The organism is Klebsiella sp. Ech2A, assembly GCF_030078455.1.
Classification (GTDB): Bacteria; Pseudomonadota; Gammaproteobacteria; order Enterobacterales; family Enterobacteriaceae; genus Klebsiella; species Klebsiella terrigena.
On the sequence record NZ_JAQGFU010000006.1, the window covers coordinates 38,356 to 58,135 of the forward strand.

The following is a 19,780-nucleotide window of genomic DNA, read 5'->3' on the forward strand; positions in this document are numbered from 1 at the left end:
CTTGGGTGAAAAAATGATAAAAAATAAATTACTGGATTCACAATCTGGTTTTTACTATGGTAGCAAAATCGGCGAAAACAAGTCCACCTATAATATATCAGAATATGTTGAAATCATTCACCCTATAGAAATAGACCGCCTAAAACGCGCTATTTCTATGGTCATAAGCCAAAACCCAACACTGAACTTTGGATTCGCAGAGAATAATGGCATTCCTTATCAATATGACTCTTCATGCGATTTTCCATTGGAAACGGTGGATCTATCACATAACGACGACGGTATATTCAATGCTATAATGATGATGGAGCAAGATGCGGAACTCCCATTCTCTCTGAGCAATCCTCCATTGTTCAGACAGAAAATTATCATTCTGGGAGAAAACCATGTCCTATGGTATTTCTGTAGTCATCATATTCTGCTTGATGGGTATGGTACCTATCTGTTTATTCATCAGGTCGCGGAGGCCTACCGGTGTCAGCTATCAATTCAAACTGATGTGACCCTACTTTCGGCAATAGACCCTCTGTTAAGGGTAGAGTCGGATTACCGCGAGTCTGTAAACTATAAGTCGGACAAACAGTTCTGGCAAAGCATTGTTCCTCGCCTACCCGATCCGACAACACTTGCTCGCCAAAATATGTCCTCGGGACGTGTAATTCGTTATGCAGATTCTTTTGCGTGCCCTACGGGATTATTTTCTTCAGAAGATAACCAGCCATCGTGGTTAACGGAACTCATTGCGACCGTGATGGTATATATGTATTTATGCTCAGGGGAAAAATCACAGGTCATCGGTATCCCAATGATGGCACGTACAGGGCATCTTATGCGACATGCGCTGATATGTAAAACCAATGTCCTTCCGCTGACGCTCACTCTGGATGAAAATACCACTGGCCGGCAGCTGGCGTGCGAAATTGAACGTGAACTCAAACAGATCAAGAAGCATCAGGACTTTCGTTATGAAGAAATAAAAAATCTGCGGAGCCACTTCAACCTGTCACCATTATTTAATATCGTCGTGAATATTATTCCCTTCGAATCTGTAACCTCGTTTTCATCGGAGCAACATAGTCTGGTGCGCAACTTGCGATCCGGGAACGCTCATGATTTGGTCTTTAATATTCGTCCAGATATTGATAATGAAATGCTTCGTTTTGAAATTGACGCTGACTCAGGGCTTTACGATCGGGCGAACCTTATCCAGCACTGTCAGGCAATACAGAAGCTTTACAGGTTGCTGCATGCAAAGAAAGGGAGCACTTCTCTTCAGCAGTTAAGAGAGCACTTTGCACTTTCACTCAGTGGTAACCTAAGCAATAGTGAGGTCAGTGATGTTCTCCATTGTATTGAACATACCGTAAATCATGCTCCGGAACTCCTTGCCATCTGTACACCAGAACACACTTCGGCGTCGCTTAGCCAGATATCCTATGCACAGTTGCAGCAGTATATCATTACCTGCTCCGAGAGCTTAGGCGCGCTAATTACGCCAAATACGGTGGTTTTAATTGATTGGCCTAAAAGTCCGGAAGCCATCATCTGCATGCTAGCCTCACTGCGACTGAATATACCATTCGTTAATTTGAACTCTGGAGCCGATGATGTGGAATATCGGCGTTTTCTCGAACAATTCAACGATGCAATTTTAATCACCGGACAGACGTTTAAACACAAGAATCTCCTCAATAGCTTAACCCACTGGCAGAAACTGGAATTCGATAATCCGTTATTAACTATTTATCGGCACCGGGAACCCGATAATTACACAAAACTGCCGCCAGGGATCGGCTATATCATGTTTACGTCAGGCTCCACCAGTGCCCCTAAAGGTGTGATGTGCAGTAGGCATTCGCTGAATGCTTTTATTTCCGCGGCAATTGAACGCTACGGCTTCACTCCATCCGAGCGTGTATTACAGTTCGCTCCGTTCTTTTTTGATGCCAGCATAGAGGAAATCTTCGTAACACTCGCATCGGGTGCCAGCCTGTACATCCCGCCTGATGCAACAGTGTATAATTTTTCGGCGTTGTTTAACTTTTGCGAAACGCATCGCATCAACCTGCTTGATATTCCTACAGCCTACTTTAACGAAATGCTGTTTGCGCTCGGTAGCAAGTTACAGTTACCGCCAACCATAACGACTGTGATAGTTGGCGGAGAAAGCCTTTCGGAACGTGCCCGGTCACTCTGGTTTTTACACAATCCGAGTGGTAGAAGATTGATCAACTCCTACGGCCCAACTGAGGCAACGGTAGTAGTAACAACAGCGGAAGCCAAAAACGACGATACTCCTATTACGATTGGTACCCCTCTCGATGGCATCCTTACCGCTATCGTTGGTGAAAACCTCATACCCGTCCCTCTCGGTAATACCGGGGAACTACTAATAGCCGGGCCTACCGTCAGTATGGGATACCTGAACCAACCGAAGCTAACAGCCGAAAAATTCGTGTTGCTTGAAGTTAATAAGCAAAAAATTCCTGCTTATCGCACCGGAGACATTGCCTGTATGGGTAACGACCGGCAGTTACTTTTTCTGGGACGAAAGGTGCGAGAAACAAAAATTGCCGGCCAGCGTGTCAATATGAGCGAGACAGAAAGTTGCATCGCTAAGCTACCGAATATTGTCGAAGTCGCCGTGCTGTCCAACAGCACTGATACAGGCGTCGCGCTTATCGCGCATTATCATAGCCCGCATCCGCTGGATGGGTCAGTGCGACACACTTTGTACGGAAAACTGCCCAATTCTCACATACCAAAACATTTTGTCTATCATCATATGCCGCTGGTAAAGCTGGCTAACGGCAAGATTGATTACCGGACTCTTGAAAGGCACCCCCCCGGACTTACGCAAGAAAGCGAGCTACCTCCAGCAACTTTCAGGTCCCTGGTACATGACACATGGATGAAAACATTGGGCAGCGATGAAGGAGACTTTTTCTCTCTCGGAGGAGAATCACTTCAAGCCATCAAAATTATTAATACTTTAAACAGCGTCTGCCGGCTTGATTTGAATATGCGCGATATTTTTGAAAATCCGCAGCTTACGGTATTTTATCACCACCTGGCTCAACTGGCTCACTCTCGTTACGGACTTAGTCAACGCCACCTGGACATACGCTGTGCCATTAGCCGCTGTCTGACCACTGTTATTAATACCCCCTTTCCCCCTACGATCTTTATCCAGAAACCTGACGGAACGGATGAAAGGTATTTATTGGACCGCATTGCCACCGGGGATGAAGTTCGAATTATCTCATCGGAAAATGAGATTCGCCTGACAAAAGGTCAGCCTCTGGCCTCTGCCGTTTTCAACGTACCGGAAGTACCATCGCAATATGCAGCCTGGCTCCATTCCCTACCTTCCCTGTTGTTCATGCTGTCAGGCCGGGTTCAGCAAATAATTATCCTGCACGACGCAGGAATTAGCGGCAGACTGGATCAGGACCTGTTACACGGTTACCAAAACGAAAGGGTACAATTAATACAAAAGGCGGGCCCTCATCTTCTGAAAATTAATGAGGGTATAACCGAATTAATCGCTCTCAGTATCCAGCTGGGATTTTTCCCACACATCCGGTTTGATACCGCCTACGAACAACTCAGCTGCTGCGTGCTAAAAAGCGCAGGTATTGAAGATGCTGAAAATATCGACAATCATACCGCTTTCGCTACTGCACAGGCAAAGAACCCCGGAATGCAACTCTGCGAGCTCTCTGACTGGCTTAACAAGGTTTCCGCTCGCAGTCAGACAGAATCCGTGTTCACAGTCTCTGGTATAAAAGAAAAAGGATTAATTTCATGAGTGTGATGATTGGTTTGGTCAAACTTATAGACATGGCGAAAAAAGGTGCCAAATTCGGCAGGTTATCACCTGAACGGCCGGAGATCGAAAATATAGAGGGTGCCGAAATCAGTGCGGCACAGTCGGATATCACCAAATTCCTTTCCACCTGTGCACCAACAAAATCTGTCCAGCCCAGGATAAAAAAATCAGGTTATAGCGTTAGCCGTTATGCTGGACAATATTTGTGGCTATATGAGAATTTTACCAAAAACAGCGCCGTGTATAATATCCCGATAGCCAGAGAGATCGTCGGCCACTTTGAACCGGAACGTTTGTTTTCTGCTCTGGAAACACTGTTTAAACGCCATGTCGCGCTTCGTGGTCTTTACCGGCTGAATGACGCAGAGATCTCTGTCGACATCGCCAATCCCAATTCTGTCACTATTGAAGTACATCAGGAAGACATTAGCACCGCTGATAAAGAGGAACAGAAAAAAAGGGTAACAGAAGCCCTGAAGGCACAATGCAGTGTTCCGTTCGACCTCAGTGGTGAACTGCCGCTACGTTGTCTGATTCTGAAGAAAAGCGAACAACATCACTGTTTGTTTTTGACCTTTCATCACTGCGTCGTAGATGGCTGGACAGCCAATTTACTGCTCGATGAACTCAGCTGTAACTACAACTCCAGAGAGGGGGTCACCCGTTCCGACAGCAGCCACGCATTCTTTCGTTTTCTAGAGGATCCTTTTTTTACCGTCGGGAATGTCGCCGACAGCCTCAAATTCTGGCGTGATGAGCTCCATCACGCACCAGCAAAACACTCTCTGGAATACGATATCGCCATCAGTTCAGCGAACAAAACGGAGAATATCGTCAGGGCATCCATGGCAGAGGCATTACAGCAGTCGTTGACACAGCTTTCCCGGCGTACCGGTACATCGCTGTTTACCCTTCTACATACGGCCTTTGCTTTACTGATCGCCAGAGAATCTGGCTCTGAACGAGTGGTCATAGGGAGTCCGGTCGCCAACAGGAGCGATCCCGGGTTAAACACCGCTATAGGTAGTTTCGTCAATACCGTTGCCTGGCAGTTCCAAATCAACTCTGATGAGAGCTTTTGTACGTTATTACAAAAGAGTATCTGTAAATTCGCGCGTTCGTTTAAACATCAGGGATTGCCATTTTCTTTTCTGATAGAGCAACTTAGACCTGCTCGCGGTAAGTTTCATCCCATTTTCCAGATTATGTTTGTCTGCCAGCATCGGAAAACTAATGAACTGCATTTTGGCTCAGCACAAGTTTCAGCACTACCGAGAAGTTACGTTCCACCTAAGTTTGACCTGGTGCTGGAAGTCATCTCCACCGCAGAGGGGATTCAGTTGGAATGGCAATACAATAATAGATTATTCGCACCTCAGCGTATTAGAGCCCTGGCGGAGAGCTATGCCCTGCTACTTCAACAAATAGCTCACAATCCACAACAACCCGTTGACCGATATATCCTGTCAGCTGCTAACGATACCCTACAACTTCATACTCTTTCCGTGGGAACGGAGATGCCGCAATTTCTTCACCAGAACTTAGCGCAGTGGTTATGGCATGCGGGTGAGAAATATGCAGCCCTGCCTGCACTGACTGAAGGGGCTCGCGTGTGGCGTTATGACGAACTGCTAAAGCGCGCCAGCATAATTGCGCAGTGGCTGAAAATACACACGACCCGACAAGCACTGATTGCTATCGATATTCCTCGCGGTGCTCAGCAGGCTATCGCCACGCTGGGTATCATTTTAGCCAGACGCGCTTATCTGCCACTGACCGATGGGCTACCTAATAAACGCGCCGCAGACATTCTCCATCTCTCAGGCTGCGACTGCGTCCTGAATAACGCCTCATCTTCGCATTCCCGCTACCCGTCCGGGCTTCGCACTCAGGCTCTGAAAACGATTTTTTCCACGGCTTACCAGCGCGATGAATTTCATTTCACCCCAGGGAATACTGACGACCTGGCCTATGTTATATATACGTCGGGGACGACGGGAACGCCTAAAGGCGTTGCAGTTGAGCACGGAGCTATCGCCAATACCCTACTAACAATGAACCGGATTTTTAATGTTTCACCTCAGGATAATGTATTAGCCATCGCTGATTTGTCTTTCGATCTCTCAGTTTACGATCTGTTCGGTAGTTGGCTCGCTGGCGCCACGGTAGTTACCCTGCCAACGATATCATCTCGAGAGCCGGCTGCATGGTTGAACGAGATACGACAACGGCAAATTAGCATTTGGAATTCAGTTCCCGCTGTTTTGCAGATGCTGGTGCAATATTGCGAGCAGAAAAACATCATATCCTTACCTGGATTAAAGCAGATATGGCTAAGTGGGGATCGCATTTCGCCGCAATTGGTCGTACAAGCTCATAGGTTATTCCCTAATTCGACCATCATCAGTCTTGGCGGCGCAACCGAGGGTGCCATCTGGTCAATACACTATCCTCTGACGCGAGATACACAATACAGAAATGCCATCCCTTATGGCATTGCACTGCCTAACCAAAGCATGTGGGTACTGAATGAAGAACTGGCACCATGCGGTTATGGCGTAACCGGTGGTATTTTTATCGGCGGCGCAGGTGTTGCCCGGGAATACTGGCGCGATCGGCCGGCCACCGACAGGAGCTTTGTGCTCTGCCCAGAGTCTGGCAAACGCCTGTATCGTACGGGCGATCGTGGCCGCTGGCACCGCAGCGGCTACATCGAATTTCTCGGACGCGAAGACCAGCAGGTAAAAGTACAGGGTTATCGTATTGAACTGGGCGAAATCGAATCCGCACTCAAAAGCAGCGAACTGGTTGCAGAAGCCTGCGTTGTTTGTCACAGCAATGGCAATAATACCCGTCATTTGGACGCCTATATCACGCTGACGTCGATGGGAAAATCTATCAATTATGCAGAAGAGCAGATACGGAAACATTTGATGGCTCTCTTACCCGCTTACATGGCCCCAGCCCACTACCATATCCTGGAACGTATCCCGCTTTCACGTAATGGTAAGCTCGATCGCTCACAGTTATCTCAGGTTATAGCAACGCATCAGGCCCGTCCTCTTCTCGATGCTGTTGCCACACCCAAGCTATTGAACCTGCGAAGGTTACTGGCAGAGGTCCTGGATTGTTCTCCGGACCAGATTAATCTACACGCCAGTTTTTTTGATAACGGTGGGTGCTCACTCTCAGGGATCATATTACAGGGAAGAATTAAGCGAACACTGGACGTTGAGTTGTCGCTGGCGGAGATACTCGGTTATCAGCAGCTTTCGTCGCTGGTTGAACGTATCCACCAAAATCGACCACTGGCGCTGTCAATGCCGTCAGAAATAGTGAACCAGCCTTCACTGGCTACACTTTATTTGGTCCACGGCGCAGGGGGCCACGTCCATCAGTATTCCAGCTTAATCAAAAAGCTGGGTTCCCGGGCTAATGTCATAACAATCGCCAGCCCATGTCTGGCGGAGTATGAGGCCCACGATGCACTGTCCCTGTATCAGTTGGCAGTCTCCCATCTGGCTTCCATATCGAGAAATGAGCGCGGCACAGCCATAATCGCTGGCTGGTCATTAGGCGGACAGCTCGCAGTTCATATGGCCGCACTGGCTTCAGAACAAGGCTCACCTTTTGCTCATGCTATCGCCATCGACAGTCCCCTGCCTTCTTCTAATCCGTTGGAAAAACGCCGCTTCAGCATTGCGCAGTGCTACCTGAACCTTTTTGACTCCCTGGGAATTGCACGTGATTTGTGTCAGCGTAAAGCAAAGGATACCCAAAACAGCTTTACTGACGAAGTCAGGGAATACTACGTCAGGAATCAGTCAATTGTTGGCGATAAAATTAATCTTGAGCATGCCGTAGCTTTTTGTCGCGCGATAAAAGGATCGTTCGAACTTACAGAAAATGCAGGGACTCTTCCCGAACTCTCGATTCCATTAACGTTGTGGCTAAGTGAAAATCGGCGGAGTAAACATCCCGATCTTATACAAAGATGGAAAAAGCAATCTTCATGTAACGTTCAGGTTCACTGGTGCAAGGAAAACCATTACAGTATCCTAAATAACTCCGGGCTTCAGCAGAAATTGCACGAAATACTTGACACCTTATCAACATCTGCATTTCGTGAATAAATTGATGAAGAAGAAATGAAACAACAATACTAAAGGGTAAAAATGAAACTATGGCAATGCTGGTTTTATTCGTTTTTCACTTACTACTCGCTAGTGGATATATTTTTTCACTCTGTTATCCCGAAGAAAAGAGGTTTACTGCAACATTAATTCAGTCTGTTATTTTTTCAACCTTACTTGTTGCATTTTTCTGCTATCGGAAAAGTACAACACCTGACATTAACGATTAATTATTCCTTAGAAAAAGGACTAGCGTAATATAAGAAGCACATATCAATAGCGTAATTGCATGGCTGAATATTACCTACATTATCATAGCGCACGGCCCTTCCACATTTCCTCAGCCGATCGGACCGTTACATTATTATTAATAACCGAGGGATAGCCACTGACGCTTTTAAAGCGTCTGCGGCTATTCACCCAACAAATACACAGAAAAACTGGAACTCATAGCAAACAGAATGTTAATCGTGGAAATGATTCCGAGCCCTGCACCGCTAAACGCAACCGTGTTAAACAAGCCCGCACGTCCGGCGCGGAACATCCTCGCAACTGCAGCCACCGTGCACTTTTCATAAAGCTGCCTCAAAAGCCCCCTCCCCACCCAATCGCATTGACCTACTTTTTTTCTCTCACATTAAATGTTACGTTATAACATAACATTTAATAATTTAATGGCGAACGATGAAACTTAAGCCCTCTTTGCTGGCTCTCGCAGTCGCAGTAAACATTGCACCTCTGACTTATGCCGCAGATGAAACCCTGGTGGTCACCGGTAGCGGTGCGTCCGACGATGCCGCCCTGGCCGATTCGGCGCTTCTCTCATCCGGTTCGGCCTCTCGCCTCGGCCTGAGCGATAAACAGACGCCGCGCCATACGGAAACCCTCAGCGCGAAAACTATCCAGGCACAGGGCAAACGGACCCTCACCGAAGTCGTCGAGAGCGCGCCGGGAATGTCCGGCACCAGCTCGCCAACGCTCTCAAACAGCGTTTCGCTGCGCGGCTTCTCGAGCGTCTCTTGGCTGCTAAACGGCGTGGCGGTACCCGGCAGCACGATTCAAATAGCCGATCCGGTGCATTACGAAAACGTCGACATCCTCTACGGCACCGGCTCGGTTCTGAACGGCCTGAGCTCCGCTGGCGGCAGCGTCAACCTGACTTCACGCAAAGCCACCTTCGGCCGCCAGCCGGTGGAGGCCGACTATAGCTGGTCAAGCTATAACAGCCATCGCGCCCATATCGGCGCGGGCGGCACGCTGGTTGAGGGGATGGCCGCCGGCCGCGTGGACGTCAGCGCGTCCAGTACCGGCACCCAGGTTGAGAAAGAGCGCAGCCGTCCGGAGCGCGTCAGCGCGCAGCTTCTGCTGACGCCGACCGCTAACACCCAGATAACCTTTGATATCGACCGTAGCTTAACGGACATGCGCAATCCCTACTTCGGCACGCCGGTGATCAACGGCAAAGTCGATCGCGATTTACGTCACCTGAACTACAACAACCTTCAGGATGCGCATATCCGCAGCCAGGCGACCTCGTTCCAGTCGACCCAGTCCTGGTACGCGACGCCTGATTTAACCTTTGAAAACCAGTTCTACTATTACAAAGGCTTCCGCGAATGGCAGAACGTTGAGCGCTACTATCCGGCGCAGAAAGCAGGCTACGTGACCCGCGATTCTTATGGCGATCTTGCGCACGATGACAAGCTGACGGGCAACCGGACCATGGTCACCTGGGATCGCCCGATTGCGTCATTCGCCAACCGCGTGACCGCCGGCGTCGATTTTTCAAAGCGTGAGTTCCAGTACTATTCCAACGGTTTTCCGGGCGGGGAAGATGTTCTCCTGACCGACCCGGCTGCCGGTGATTTCCGCACCGGCGCCGGCGGCAGGATGCGCTCGCCCGTCCGCCACATAACCCAGAACCAGTACGCCCTGCTGCTGGAAGACAACCTGAATATCACCGACGCCGTCGCCCTGCTAAGCCAGGCACGCTACACCAATCTGGACACGCACTGGCACTATCAGCAGGATAATCAAACCCGTGCTCGGAACTATAGCTTCATAAGCTTTGGCCTGGGGCCGAGCTGGGCCATTAACGATAGCTGGACGCTGTATGCCAACTACGCAACGGGTAAAGAACCCGGCAGCGATATCTTCTTTATCAGCCCCGAACAGACGTCGCTGCCCCTTACCGACGTTCGGCAGTACGAAGCGGGCGTAAAGGGGACGTTCGCCCGCGGCGCAATAAAGCTCGCCGTTTACGATCTGCAGAAAAAGAATCTTTACCAGCAGTCGGCAACCCAGGCGGAGGTCTGGAACGCGGTTGGCAAGCAGACCTCTCGCGGCATCGAATTGAGCGGGTCGCTTAAGCCGCTGGATAACGTCACGCTGACAGGTAATGCCGCCTATACCCACGCCCGCTTCGACGATTTCAAACAGGGTGCGCAGGACCTTTCCGGCAACCGGCCGCGCTACGTTCCGGAGTGGACGGCAAATATTGCCGGGCGCTATATGCCGACCGACAGGCTGGGCCTCGGCGCGCAGCTCCACTATGTGGGCAGCAGCTATAACGATGACGCCAACACCAACAAAATGGGTGATTACACCACTCTCGACCTGAACGCCGATTATGCCGTGCTGAAGGACGTCATCGTGGGCACCCGCGTGCGCAACCTGACGGATCGATTCTACACCTGGCAGCGAACCTATGCCGGACAGGAGATGATTGCACCAGGCCGCACCTATGAAGCCTATATCAATATGCGCTTCTGATGAGACGCCTTGCCGCCCTCGCCCTGCTGGCAGCCTCTGCCAGCTTTGCCCATCCCGTGACCTTGCAAAACTGCGGGCACGCCTGGACGTTTGAACGAGCCCCACAGCGGACCGTGGTCTATATGCCGACCGCGATGGAAAACATGCTCGCACTGCGTCTGGGCGATGCCATTATCAGCGCCGTCGGCTATCGGCCGGATGAAGATACCGCGCCGTCTCCCTGGTACAAACCGCTAACCGCCCGTCTCGATGATGCACCCTGGTCGGCGGAAGCCCTGCTGGCCTCCCGGCCCGATTTTATCTATTCCGGCAGCTACTACTGGTTTAACAGCCCGGAAACCGCCGGTCGTGAAAGGATGGCCGAATGGGGAATCAAAAGCTGGCTGATCGAAGGGATGTGCAATGGCCTGCAAAGCGCTTCCCCTGCGTCCGCCACCTTCGCCAGCATCTATGCCGAGCTGCGCAATATTGCGCGTATTTATGCCGTAGAGCCGCGCGCCGAGGTGCTGATCGCTGAGCTGAAGCGGCGGGTTGCCGCCGACAGCCGCATAACGCTGCCGCCGAGAACGCTGATGTGGTGGTACTCCGGGACGGCGACCCCTTACGTGGCCGGCGGTCATGGCGCGGCGGAGCTATTAACCCGGACCATTGGCAGCCAAAACATCTTTTCCGATAGCAAGGAGCTGTGGCCCGCCATGAACTGGGAAGTCGTCGCCGAACGAGATCCTGACTACCTGATTCTTGGCGACCTGCGCAGAGGCGGAGCCGGCGACAGCGCCCGCAGCAAAATTGATTTTCTTGAGCATCACCCGCTCACCGCCGGCATGAAGGCGGTGAAAGCAAAGCGTTACATCATCTTACCCGGCTATGACATGGACGCCTCCGCGCGTTCGGTTCTGGCCCTACATCGGCTTGTCACGCAAATACACGCTAAGGAACAACCATGACCTTTCCCGCCCGCGAATTACTCAAGAACTGGGATCAACAACAAAGCGCCTACATCGCCCACCGTGAAGCACGTTATAACGCCGCGCTGGATGTGCTGGCGATGAGCTATGGAGAAGCCTTCCACGTGGTGGATCTGGCCTGCGGCCCGGGCTCGTTCAGCCTGCGTCTTCTGCAACGTTTTCCGGCGGCAACCGTCACGGCTATTGACCTCGATCCGCTGCTGATGACGCTGGCTAAAGAAGCGCTGGCGGAATACCGGGGGCGCATTCAGTTCTTCAGCGGCGATATGGCAGCCGCAGATTGCTTCAGCGTCATCGCCAGTAAACCCCAGGCCGTGGTTTCCAGCACCGCCATCCACTGGCTGCTGCCGGAGCAGCAGGTAGCGCTTTATCGCAACGTCTTTAACCTGCTGGATGAAGGTGGGATGTTCATGAACGCCGACCACCAGCGCTTTGACCAGCGTAACCCGCGTCAGGCGCTGCTTGCCAGGACTCATGACGACAGCACCCAGGAAAAGGCATGGGCCGCCGGCGTGCAGGACTGGGACAGCTGGTTTACCGCGGCCAGCCGCTATCCCGAGCTGGCCGAGGTCATCGATGCGCGCGCCGCCATTTTTGCCGACCGCCCGACGCCGCTGGCCACCACGGTAGAATTCCAGCTTGCCGCCCTGCGTCAGGCCGGTTTTACGGAAACCGGCACGCTCTGGCAATTCCTCGATGACTATATCGTCGCCGGCTGGAAATAATCATGCTGCGTTCCCCCGCTTTGCGTCTCGCCATGCTGCTTCCGGCGCTGCTGCTGGCCCTGTGCATTGCCGTAATGTATGGCCCGGTGACCTTCTCCATGCAGGAGGTGGCGCACGCCGTGCTGGCTGGCTACTGGCATAGCGATACGGCGGGAACGCTTCATCAAAGAATCGTCTGGTCGCTGCGCATACCGCGGACTCTGCTGGCGGCCCTCGCCGGTGCGGCGCTGGCGCTGGCCGGGACGGTTCTCCAGTCGCTGACCCGCAATCCTCTTGCCGACCCTTGGGTGCTGGGCATTTCATCCGGCGCGGGCTTCGGGGCGGTGCTGGTCATTGCGCTCGGCCTCAGCGTGGGCTGGGCCGCGGTGCCTGTCGGCGCTTTCTGCGGCGCCATGCTGGCTTTTTCTCTGGTGCTGCTGATGGCGCGTAAATCGCTATCCGGCCAGTCCAGCCGCTTTGTGCTGACCGGCGTCGCCGTGACGCAGCTGCTCTCTGCGGCCACGTCGTTGATTACCCTCTGGAAAACGGATGCCGATACCACGCGAGGCGTGATGTTCTGGCTGCTGGGGAGCTTCGCTCAGGCATCCTGGCTGCAGGTAGCGCTTTGCACTACGGCGCTGCTGCCGATATTTCTCATCTGCTGGTGGCGGGCAATAGAGCTGGATGTCCTGACGTTCGGCAGCGCGACGGCGGTGTCGCTCGGCGTGGAGGTCGGTACTATCAAGCTGGCGATGTACTGCCTGCTGACCCTGTTAACGGCGGTGGTTGTCGCCTGCTGTGGGGCTATCGGTTTTATTGGGCTGACCGTGCCACATATCGCCCGCATGTTCATTGGATACCGCCATCGCGCGCTGCTGCCGGCGTCCATGCTGTGCGGTGCTATCTTTAGCGTTCTGGCCGATACCCTCGCCCGCACGCTGTTTACGCCGCGCGAACTCCCCGTCGGCATCCTGACGGCGATGCTCGGGGTGCCGGTATTTCTTTTTCTGATCGCCCGTACGTCGCGATAGCCGGCGGCGCAGAGCAGCCGCGCAATAAGCGTCCTGGATTTTTGTAACATTCAAAATGCGAATGAGATACACTCAGTCAAATTACTCTGACATCTGGCTGCATTTTGCACGAACGCACACGAACTTATCCCATCGCTGCATGGCTGGCGCTGCTTGCCATCGCGATGCTGTTCGTTGCCCCCGTCATCTCGAAGTCCATTGCCCGCCAGGCCGCCTGCCAGCACTCCTCCGCCATCTCTTCCATGTCCATGCCGGGTATGCACCATGACATGCCGATGCCGTCACGCTGCGAAGAAACTGCCGCCATGGATCACCAGATGATGTCCGGTCAGGCGATGTCGCCGATGGAGGAGATCGCCTGCGGCTACTGTCAGCTGCTGGTCCATCTGCCGTTTGTCCAGCTACTGCTGGCGATGCTGCTCTGGCTGCTGCTGCTTTTTGTGGTCAGTACGCCGCTAATTCCGATCGCCTGCGCGCCTATTTTCCGCGCCTGGACGCCCCAGCGCGCCCGCGCGCCCCCCTGCGGTTTTTCTCGCTTCGTTTAATCACTAATAACCGATATTGCGCAGCTTTTGCCCCTCACCCGATGGGCAGGGTATTGCTACGCCAGAAAAACAGCAGGCCATGTAATGAAAAAACTTACTCTCGGGCGCACTCCGCTCGCCTCTCTGATCCTGATGACGCTGCATGCAAACGCGGCGTCCGCGGATGAACAGCACCATCAGGATACGATGCAAGATGACGCCGTCATGATCGTCACGGCGCCGGTCTCCTCTCCGCTGGAGATCGTCACCTCGCCCAAAACGCCGCGTCAGCCGGTCCCCGCCAGCGATGGCTCCGATTACCTGAAAACGATCCCCGGCTTTTCGCAGATTCGTAACGGCGGGACCAACGGCGATCCCGTTTTCCGCGGCATGTTCGGATCGCGCCTGCGCATCCTGACCAATAATGGCGAAATGCTGGGCGCCTGCCCGGCGCGCATGGACGCGCCCAGCTCCTATATTTCCCCTGAAAGCTACGATCTCCTGACGCTGATTAAAGGGCCGGAAACCGTACTGTGGGGAGCGGGAAATTCAGCCGGAACCCTGCGCTTTGACCGCGAGCCGCCTCGTTTCGACAAGCCTGGCATTCAGGGCACGGCCAGCCTGTTGGCCGGTTCAAATAACCGCTGGGATGAGAATGCGGACCTCAGCCTGGGGAGCGAGCTGGGCTACCTGCGCCTGACGGGGAATAAATCGCGCGCGGATGACTACAAGGACGGGAATGGCGATCGCGTCCCGGCAAAATGGGATAAGTGGAACGGCGATATGGCGCTTGGCTGGACGCCGGACAAAGATACGCTGGCCGAGCTCACGGCAGGCAAAGGGGATGGCGAAGCCCGCTACGCCGGGCGCAGCATGGATGGCTCCCGCTTCAAACGCGAAAGCCTCGGCATGCGCGTCGAAAAGTCCAATATTGGCGAGGTCTTCGACAAGTTCGAAGCCAATATCTATTACAACTACGCCGATCATGTCATGGACAACTACTCCCTGCGCTCGCCCGGCGGCGGCATGTCGGGTATGGATATGTCCGGCGGGATGGGCGGCATGGGGGGCGGGATGGATTCCGACTCCTCGATGAATATGAGCATGCCGATGGCGATGGAGCTGGACCGCAGAACCGTAGGCGGCAGGATGATGGGGACCTGGCTGTGGTCTGATTTTGAGCTACGCAGCGGCGCCGATACGCAGCTCAATACCCACCGCAGCAAGGGCGACGACGGCTGGGCGAAAGACGCCCGTTTCCATGATTACGGTCTGTTCAGCGAGCTGACGTGGAACGCCACGGAACAGAGTAAGGTGGTCAGCGGCGCGCGGCTGGATCGGGTGCTGGTCGACAACTTTAGCGGCACGGGGTCCGCGGAGCGAACCGATACGCTGCCCGCCGGTTTTGCCCGCTTCGAGCACAACCTGGCGCGGATGCCGGTCATGTTCTATGCAGGTATCGGCTACACCGAGCGTTTCCCCGATTACTGGGAGCTGTTCTCGCCAACCTACGGACCGGACGGCTCGAGCGACGCCTTTGATAAGGTCAAAACGGAAAAAACGACGCAGATTGATATCGGCGCGCAGTACAAAGGGGAGCGGCTTAACGGCTGGGTGTCGGCCTATGTTGGGCGGGTGAACGATTTTATTCTCTTCCGCTATGACCCCAGCAACGCCTATATCAGCCAGGTCGATAACGTGAATGCCACCATTATGGGCGGCGAAGCCGGCGCCAGCTACCAGCTCAGCGACGCCTGGAAAGCCGACGCCAGCCTGGCCTATTCATGGGGCCAAAATACCGCTGACCATCAGCCGCTACCGCAAATCCCGCCGCTGGAGGCGCGGCTGGGGCTCACCTGGGAACGCGGCGACTGGAGCAGCACCGGGCTGCTGCGTATGGTTAGCAGCCAGCATCGCGTCGCCATCAACGAAGGCAACGTCGTCGGCAAGGATTTTGCCAACAGCGCCGGTTTTGCGGTCTTTTCAGCTAACGCGGCGTATCGGGTCAACAAGTCGGTTAAGCTGAGCGCGGGCGTGGATAACCTGTTCGACAAGGCCTACAGCGAGCATTTAAATCTGGCCGGGAACAGCAGCTTTGGCTACTCAGCAAATACGTCGGTAAACGAACCAGGAAGAACGTTCTGGGGCAAGCTGAACGTCACGTTCTGACAGGCTACCGGCCCTTACGGGCCGGGAAAACCGTGCCGCGTCCGCTATCCCGCCAGCGAGTCTCAGCGCTAATAAACCCCGGTCATCCGGGGTTTATTAACCTCATCCACGCCCGGCAATCAGCTACCGCCGGCTTTCTTAATCGCCGCATCCAGCGAGTCTTTATCCGCCAGGCCCGGGAAGACGGTAATATTCGCCTCCGTGGCGCCGGTCGTCGGCATCACGATAACGCCCGGCGTGCCGCTTAGGCCGATGGCCTGCGCCAGCTCGTTAGTCGCCTCAAGCGCTGGCTCAACGTCCGCGGCCTTCTTCGCGTCGAAGTTGACCTTCTTCACCTGCTGCTGAATATCCGCCGCCGTCAGCTTGCCCTCGTTATGACCGGTGGCATAAATCCCGTTGTGGTAGGTCAGGTAGGCTTTCGCCCCCAGCTGCTGATAAATCTGCATCCCGGTTTTCGCCGCGGTCAGCGACGTTTCCCAGCGGCTGCCGAAAATAGGCCACTCTTTAAAGGCAAAACGGGTCTGCGGATTTTCCTTAATCACCTGCTCCATCACGGGCGCCAGACGGCTACAGTAAATGCACTGATAATCAAAGAATTCGATCACCGTGACCTTGCCATCCGCCGGTCCGTAGGTCGGCGTATTTTTATCCTGGGTCAGCGCGGCCTGATTCTTAATCACCGCCTGGGTCGCGGCGCTGGCCTGCTGCTCCTGCTGAATCTGCTGCAGCTTCTGGCTTGCCTGCAGCAGCACCTCCGGATGGGCGACTAAATAATCCGCCGCAATCTTGCCGATACGGGCTTCCTGCTCCGGCGTAAAGGTGGCAGCGGGGGCGTCAGCCGCCATAGCCAGGGCCGGAAGCAGCGTGGCGCTAATCAAGGCGATGGTGACTATTTTTTTAGAGCCGGACATGAGAATGATCCTTGCGATAGGTAAATGGCAGGTAAGTCTGTTGAGACAAAGTAGCATCCTTTACCGGCGAATAATCATCGGGCGATGCATTGATTCGTAACTTTATTTTTCAATCCTGGGCAGCCGCGCCGCCGTTCATATGCTCCCTAACGGTGGTCAACGCGGACGAACGGGGGTACCCTTTTCCCTCCTTTTACCCTTGGGAAGGGCGTATTCCCGGTTAGATGAGTCAGGCATGAACGAGCTAGTTATTCAGTGGGATTTTACCGTCATTTTGCTGCAAATCATCGCTATCGACCTGCTGCTTGGCGGCGATAACGCGGTGGTGATTGCCATGGCCTGCCGCAAGCTGCCGCCGCACCTGCGCACCAGAGCGATCGTTATCGGCACCTTTGGCGCCATCGTGGCCCGCGTGCTGCTGCTGGCCGTGGCCATCTATCTGCTCTCCTTACCGTGGCTAAAAATCGTCGGCGCGCTGCTGTTGCTGTGGATTGGCATCAAGCTGGTCGCCAATCAGGAGGAGAACGAAGAGGTCAGCAGTTCCGGCAGCCTGTGGCGCACCGCCGTCACCATCACGGTGGCGGACGTCATTATGTCCCTCGATAACGTCCTGGCCGTGGCCGCCGCCGGCAAAGGCCACCTGCTGCTGGTGGCGCTGGGGGTGCTGATCAGCATTCCGATCATCGTCGCGGGCAGTAAGCTGGTGCTGGCGATATTGAATCGTTTTCCGCCCGTCGTCCTGCTGGGCGGCGCGCTCATCGGCTGGATTGCCGGCGCCATGCTGGTCACCGATCCGACCATTATTCGCCTGTTCCCCGTGGCGCCGGACGCGCTCCCGACCATCGCCGGGGCCGCCGGTGCCGCGCTGGTCATCGCCGCCGGGCTGCGCCGACGTTAGGCCACCCGCCACCCCCTCTTTCGCCGTCGATCCCGACGGCGTCAAGTTTCAGGCACATTCCTCTCACGCGCCTGCTCATTTGCCCTAAGCTTAATGGGAAAGTTGTTACCACCCCATTCTGTAAAGATGAGATAACGATATGGAATTAAAGGATTATTATGCCATTTTAGGGGTTAAGCCAACGGACGATCTCAAAACCATTAAGACCGCCTACCGTCGCCTGGCTCGTAAATATCACCCCGACGTCAGCAAAGAGAGCGATGCTGAAGCCCAGTTTAAAGATCTTGCCGAAGCCTGGGAGGTGCTGAAAGATGAGCAGCGCCGTGCCGAATACGACGAGCTCTGGCAGCACCGCAACGACCCGCACTTTGGCCAACAGCAGGCCTCCCACGAGCAGAACTACAGCCAGCAGGACTTCGACGACATCTTCTCATCGATGTTTGGCCAGCAGGCGCACCACGCCCGGCGCCAGCAGGCCGCACGCGGCCACGATTTAGAAATCGAAGTCGCGATGTTCCTCGAAGAGACGCTCGCCGAGCAGAACAGAACCATCAGCTACAGGCTGCCGGTGTATAACATTTTCGGCATGGTCGAGAGCGAGACGCCTAAAACGCTGAACGTAAAAATCCCCGCCGGCGTCAGCGACGGCCAACGCATCCGCCTGAAGGGCCAGGGTACGCCGGGCGAGAACGGCGGCCCGAATGGCGACCTGTGGCTGGTTATCCATCTGGCCCCGCATCCGCTGTTCGATATCGTGGGCCATAACCTGGAAATCGTCCTGCCGCTGGCCCCGTGGGAAGCCGCGCTCGGCACAAAGGTGACGGTCCCCACCCTCAAAGAGAGCATCCTGCTGACAATCCCCCCAGGCAGCCAGCCGGGGCAACGCCTGCGGATCAAAGGCAAGGGGCTGGCGAGCAAAACCGCCACCGGCGACCTGTTTGCGGTAATAAAAATCGTTATGCCGCCGAAACCAAATGAAAAAGCCAGCGCGCTCTGGCAGCAGCTCGCGGAAGCAGAGGCGAGCTTTGAGCCGCGTAAAACATGGGGGAAAGCATAATGGCTAAGATGACAGTGACGTTCTCAATCACCGAGTTTTGTCTGCACACCGGTATTTCTGAGGACGAGCTTAGCGAAATTGTCGGTCTGGGGATGATTGAACCGCGCCAGCCGCAAACCGAGGTCTGGCTGTTCGATGACAGCGCGGTAACGATAATGCACCGCGCGGTGCGCCTGCGCCGCGAGCTGGAGCTGGACTGGCCCGGCATCGCCGTGGCGCTGACGCTGCTGGATGAGAACGCGCGCCTGACCCGCGAAAACCGGCTGCTGCACCAGCAGCTGGCGCGCTTTCTGACCCACAGCTGATCCGCCCATTCCCGGCCTGCGCCAGGCTGAGTCGGGCGACGAAATGAACTTCTCTCGCCGCCCGACTAAGGCGTTAAGCCGCTCTCCGCGAAAGCGGGCGCCTAATCCGGCAGCGAGCCGGCAAGATTACGGGCGGAAATGCTCTCCGTCTCCTTCACCTCTTCAGCCGCCGGTGCCGGTGACGCAGGCGCAACGCTCGGCGCAGAGACCGCGGCTGCGGGCTGAATTTCCAGAAATGATGCCAGCATCGTACGCAACATCTCCGGCCGGGTATCTTCCGCCAGTAAAGCCGCCAGCATTGACGGCAAGCGGCCGTCAATTTCCCCCAGCGCGAGGCCGGCCAGCAACGCAGTACGCGACATTTCGCCGCGATCGCCACGATGGTGGGCCTCAATTTTGGCATCGGCAAAGCGCTCGCTGGCGCTGATATCCGGGCGCAGGTAAATCAGAACTTTTCTGCGTTCCAGAGTCATACC

Annotated in this window: 13 protein-coding genes; 11 read left to right on the forward strand and 2 right to left on the reverse strand. The window is 54.4% G+C overall.

Annotated elements, in window-relative coordinates; all coding sequences use genetic code 11:
* The first annotated feature begins 1 nt into the window (after position 1).
* The 8 genes from PFH44_RS02950 to PFH44_RS02985 all read left to right on the forward strand — a co-directional run bounded on the left by PFH44_RS02950 (position 2) and on the right by PFH44_RS02985 (position 16,133).
* Positions 2-3,811 (forward strand): AMP-binding protein, encoded by a 3,810-nt coding sequence (locus PFH44_RS02950; RefSeq protein ID WP_283824244.1) that lies wholly within the window; start codon positions 2-4, stop codon positions 3,809-3,811.
* Positions 3,808-7,965, forward strand: coding sequence for a non-ribosomal peptide synthetase (locus tag PFH44_RS02955; RefSeq protein ID WP_283824245.1), 4,158 nt, complete (start codon positions 3,808-3,810; stop codon positions 7,963-7,965). The genes PFH44_RS02950 and PFH44_RS02955 overlap by 4 nt, the downstream gene beginning before the upstream one ends.
* 684 nt (positions 7,966-8,649) lie before the next feature.
* Entirely contained in the window at positions 8,650-10,737 is a 2,088-nt protein-coding gene (locus PFH44_RS02960; protein WP_283824246.1) for a TonB-dependent siderophore receptor, read from the forward strand.
* Complete coding sequence (locus tag PFH44_RS02965; protein ID WP_283824247.1) at positions 10,737-11,684, forward strand: ABC transporter substrate-binding protein; 948 nt, start codon at positions 10,737-10,739, stop codon at positions 11,682-11,684. The genes PFH44_RS02960 and PFH44_RS02965 overlap by 1 nt, the downstream gene beginning before the upstream one ends.
* Positions 11,681-12,430, forward strand: coding sequence for a class I SAM-dependent methyltransferase (locus PFH44_RS02970; protein WP_283824248.1), 750 nt, complete (start codon positions 11,681-11,683; stop codon positions 12,428-12,430). The genes PFH44_RS02965 and PFH44_RS02970 overlap by 4 nt, the downstream gene beginning before the upstream one ends.
* 2 nt (positions 12,431-12,432) lie before the next feature.
* Complete coding sequence (locus PFH44_RS02975) at positions 12,433-13,440, forward strand: FecCD family ABC transporter permease (protein WP_283824249.1); 1,008 nt, start codon at positions 12,433-12,435, stop codon at positions 13,438-13,440.
* A gap of 104 nt (positions 13,441-13,544) precedes the next feature.
* Positions 13,545-13,985 (forward strand): DUF2946 domain-containing protein, encoded by a 441-nt coding sequence (locus PFH44_RS02980; RefSeq protein ID WP_283824250.1) that lies wholly within the window; start codon positions 13,545-13,547, stop codon positions 13,983-13,985.
* A 132-nt stretch (positions 13,986-14,117) separates the two neighbouring features.
* Positions 14,118-16,133 carry a TonB-dependent copper receptor gene (locus PFH44_RS02985; RefSeq protein ID WP_463671532.1) on the forward strand — a complete coding sequence of 672 codons (2,016 nt, stop codon included), beginning with the start codon at positions 14,118-14,120 and terminating at the stop codon, positions 16,131-16,133.
* Between the two features lie 119 nt (positions 16,134-16,252).
* On the opposite strand, the gene PFH44_RS02990 is transcribed toward PFH44_RS02985, so the two are convergent.
* Complete coding sequence (locus PFH44_RS02990) at positions 16,253-17,044, reverse strand: DsbA family protein (protein ID WP_283824252.1); 792 nt, start codon at positions 17,042-17,044, stop codon at positions 16,253-16,255.
* Positions 17,045-17,279: 235 nt separating this feature from the next.
* On the opposite strand from PFH44_RS02990, the gene PFH44_RS02995 reads away from it, so the two are divergent.
* The 3 genes from PFH44_RS02995 to cbpM all read left to right on the forward strand — a co-directional run bounded on the left by PFH44_RS02995 (position 17,280) and on the right by cbpM (position 19,304).
* Entirely contained in the window at positions 17,280-17,942 is a 663-nt protein-coding gene (locus PFH44_RS02995) for a TerC family protein (RefSeq protein WP_283824253.1), read from the forward strand.
* A 139-nt stretch (positions 17,943-18,081) separates the two neighbouring features.
* Positions 18,082-18,999: a curved DNA-binding protein gene (gene cbpA, locus PFH44_RS03000; protein WP_283824254.1), complete on the forward strand. Its 918-nt coding sequence runs from the start codon at positions 18,082-18,084 to the stop codon at positions 18,997-18,999.
* The gene (gene cbpM, locus PFH44_RS03005) at positions 18,999-19,304 is read left to right on the forward strand and encodes a chaperone modulator CbpM (RefSeq protein WP_041143674.1); all 306 of its coding nucleotides are present in this window, start codon (positions 18,999-19,001) and stop codon (positions 19,302-19,304) included. Before cbpA ends, cbpM begins: the two co-directional genes overlap by 1 nt.
* A 101-nt stretch (positions 19,305-19,405) precedes the next feature.
* Here the strand turns inward: cbpM and PFH44_RS03010 are convergent, their stop codons facing one another.
* A complete protein-coding gene (locus tag PFH44_RS03010) occupies positions 19,406-19,777 on the reverse strand; it encodes a plasmid partitioning/stability family protein (protein ID WP_283824255.1) in 372 nt (123 codons plus the stop codon).
* Positions 19,778-19,780: the final 3 nt, after the last annotated feature.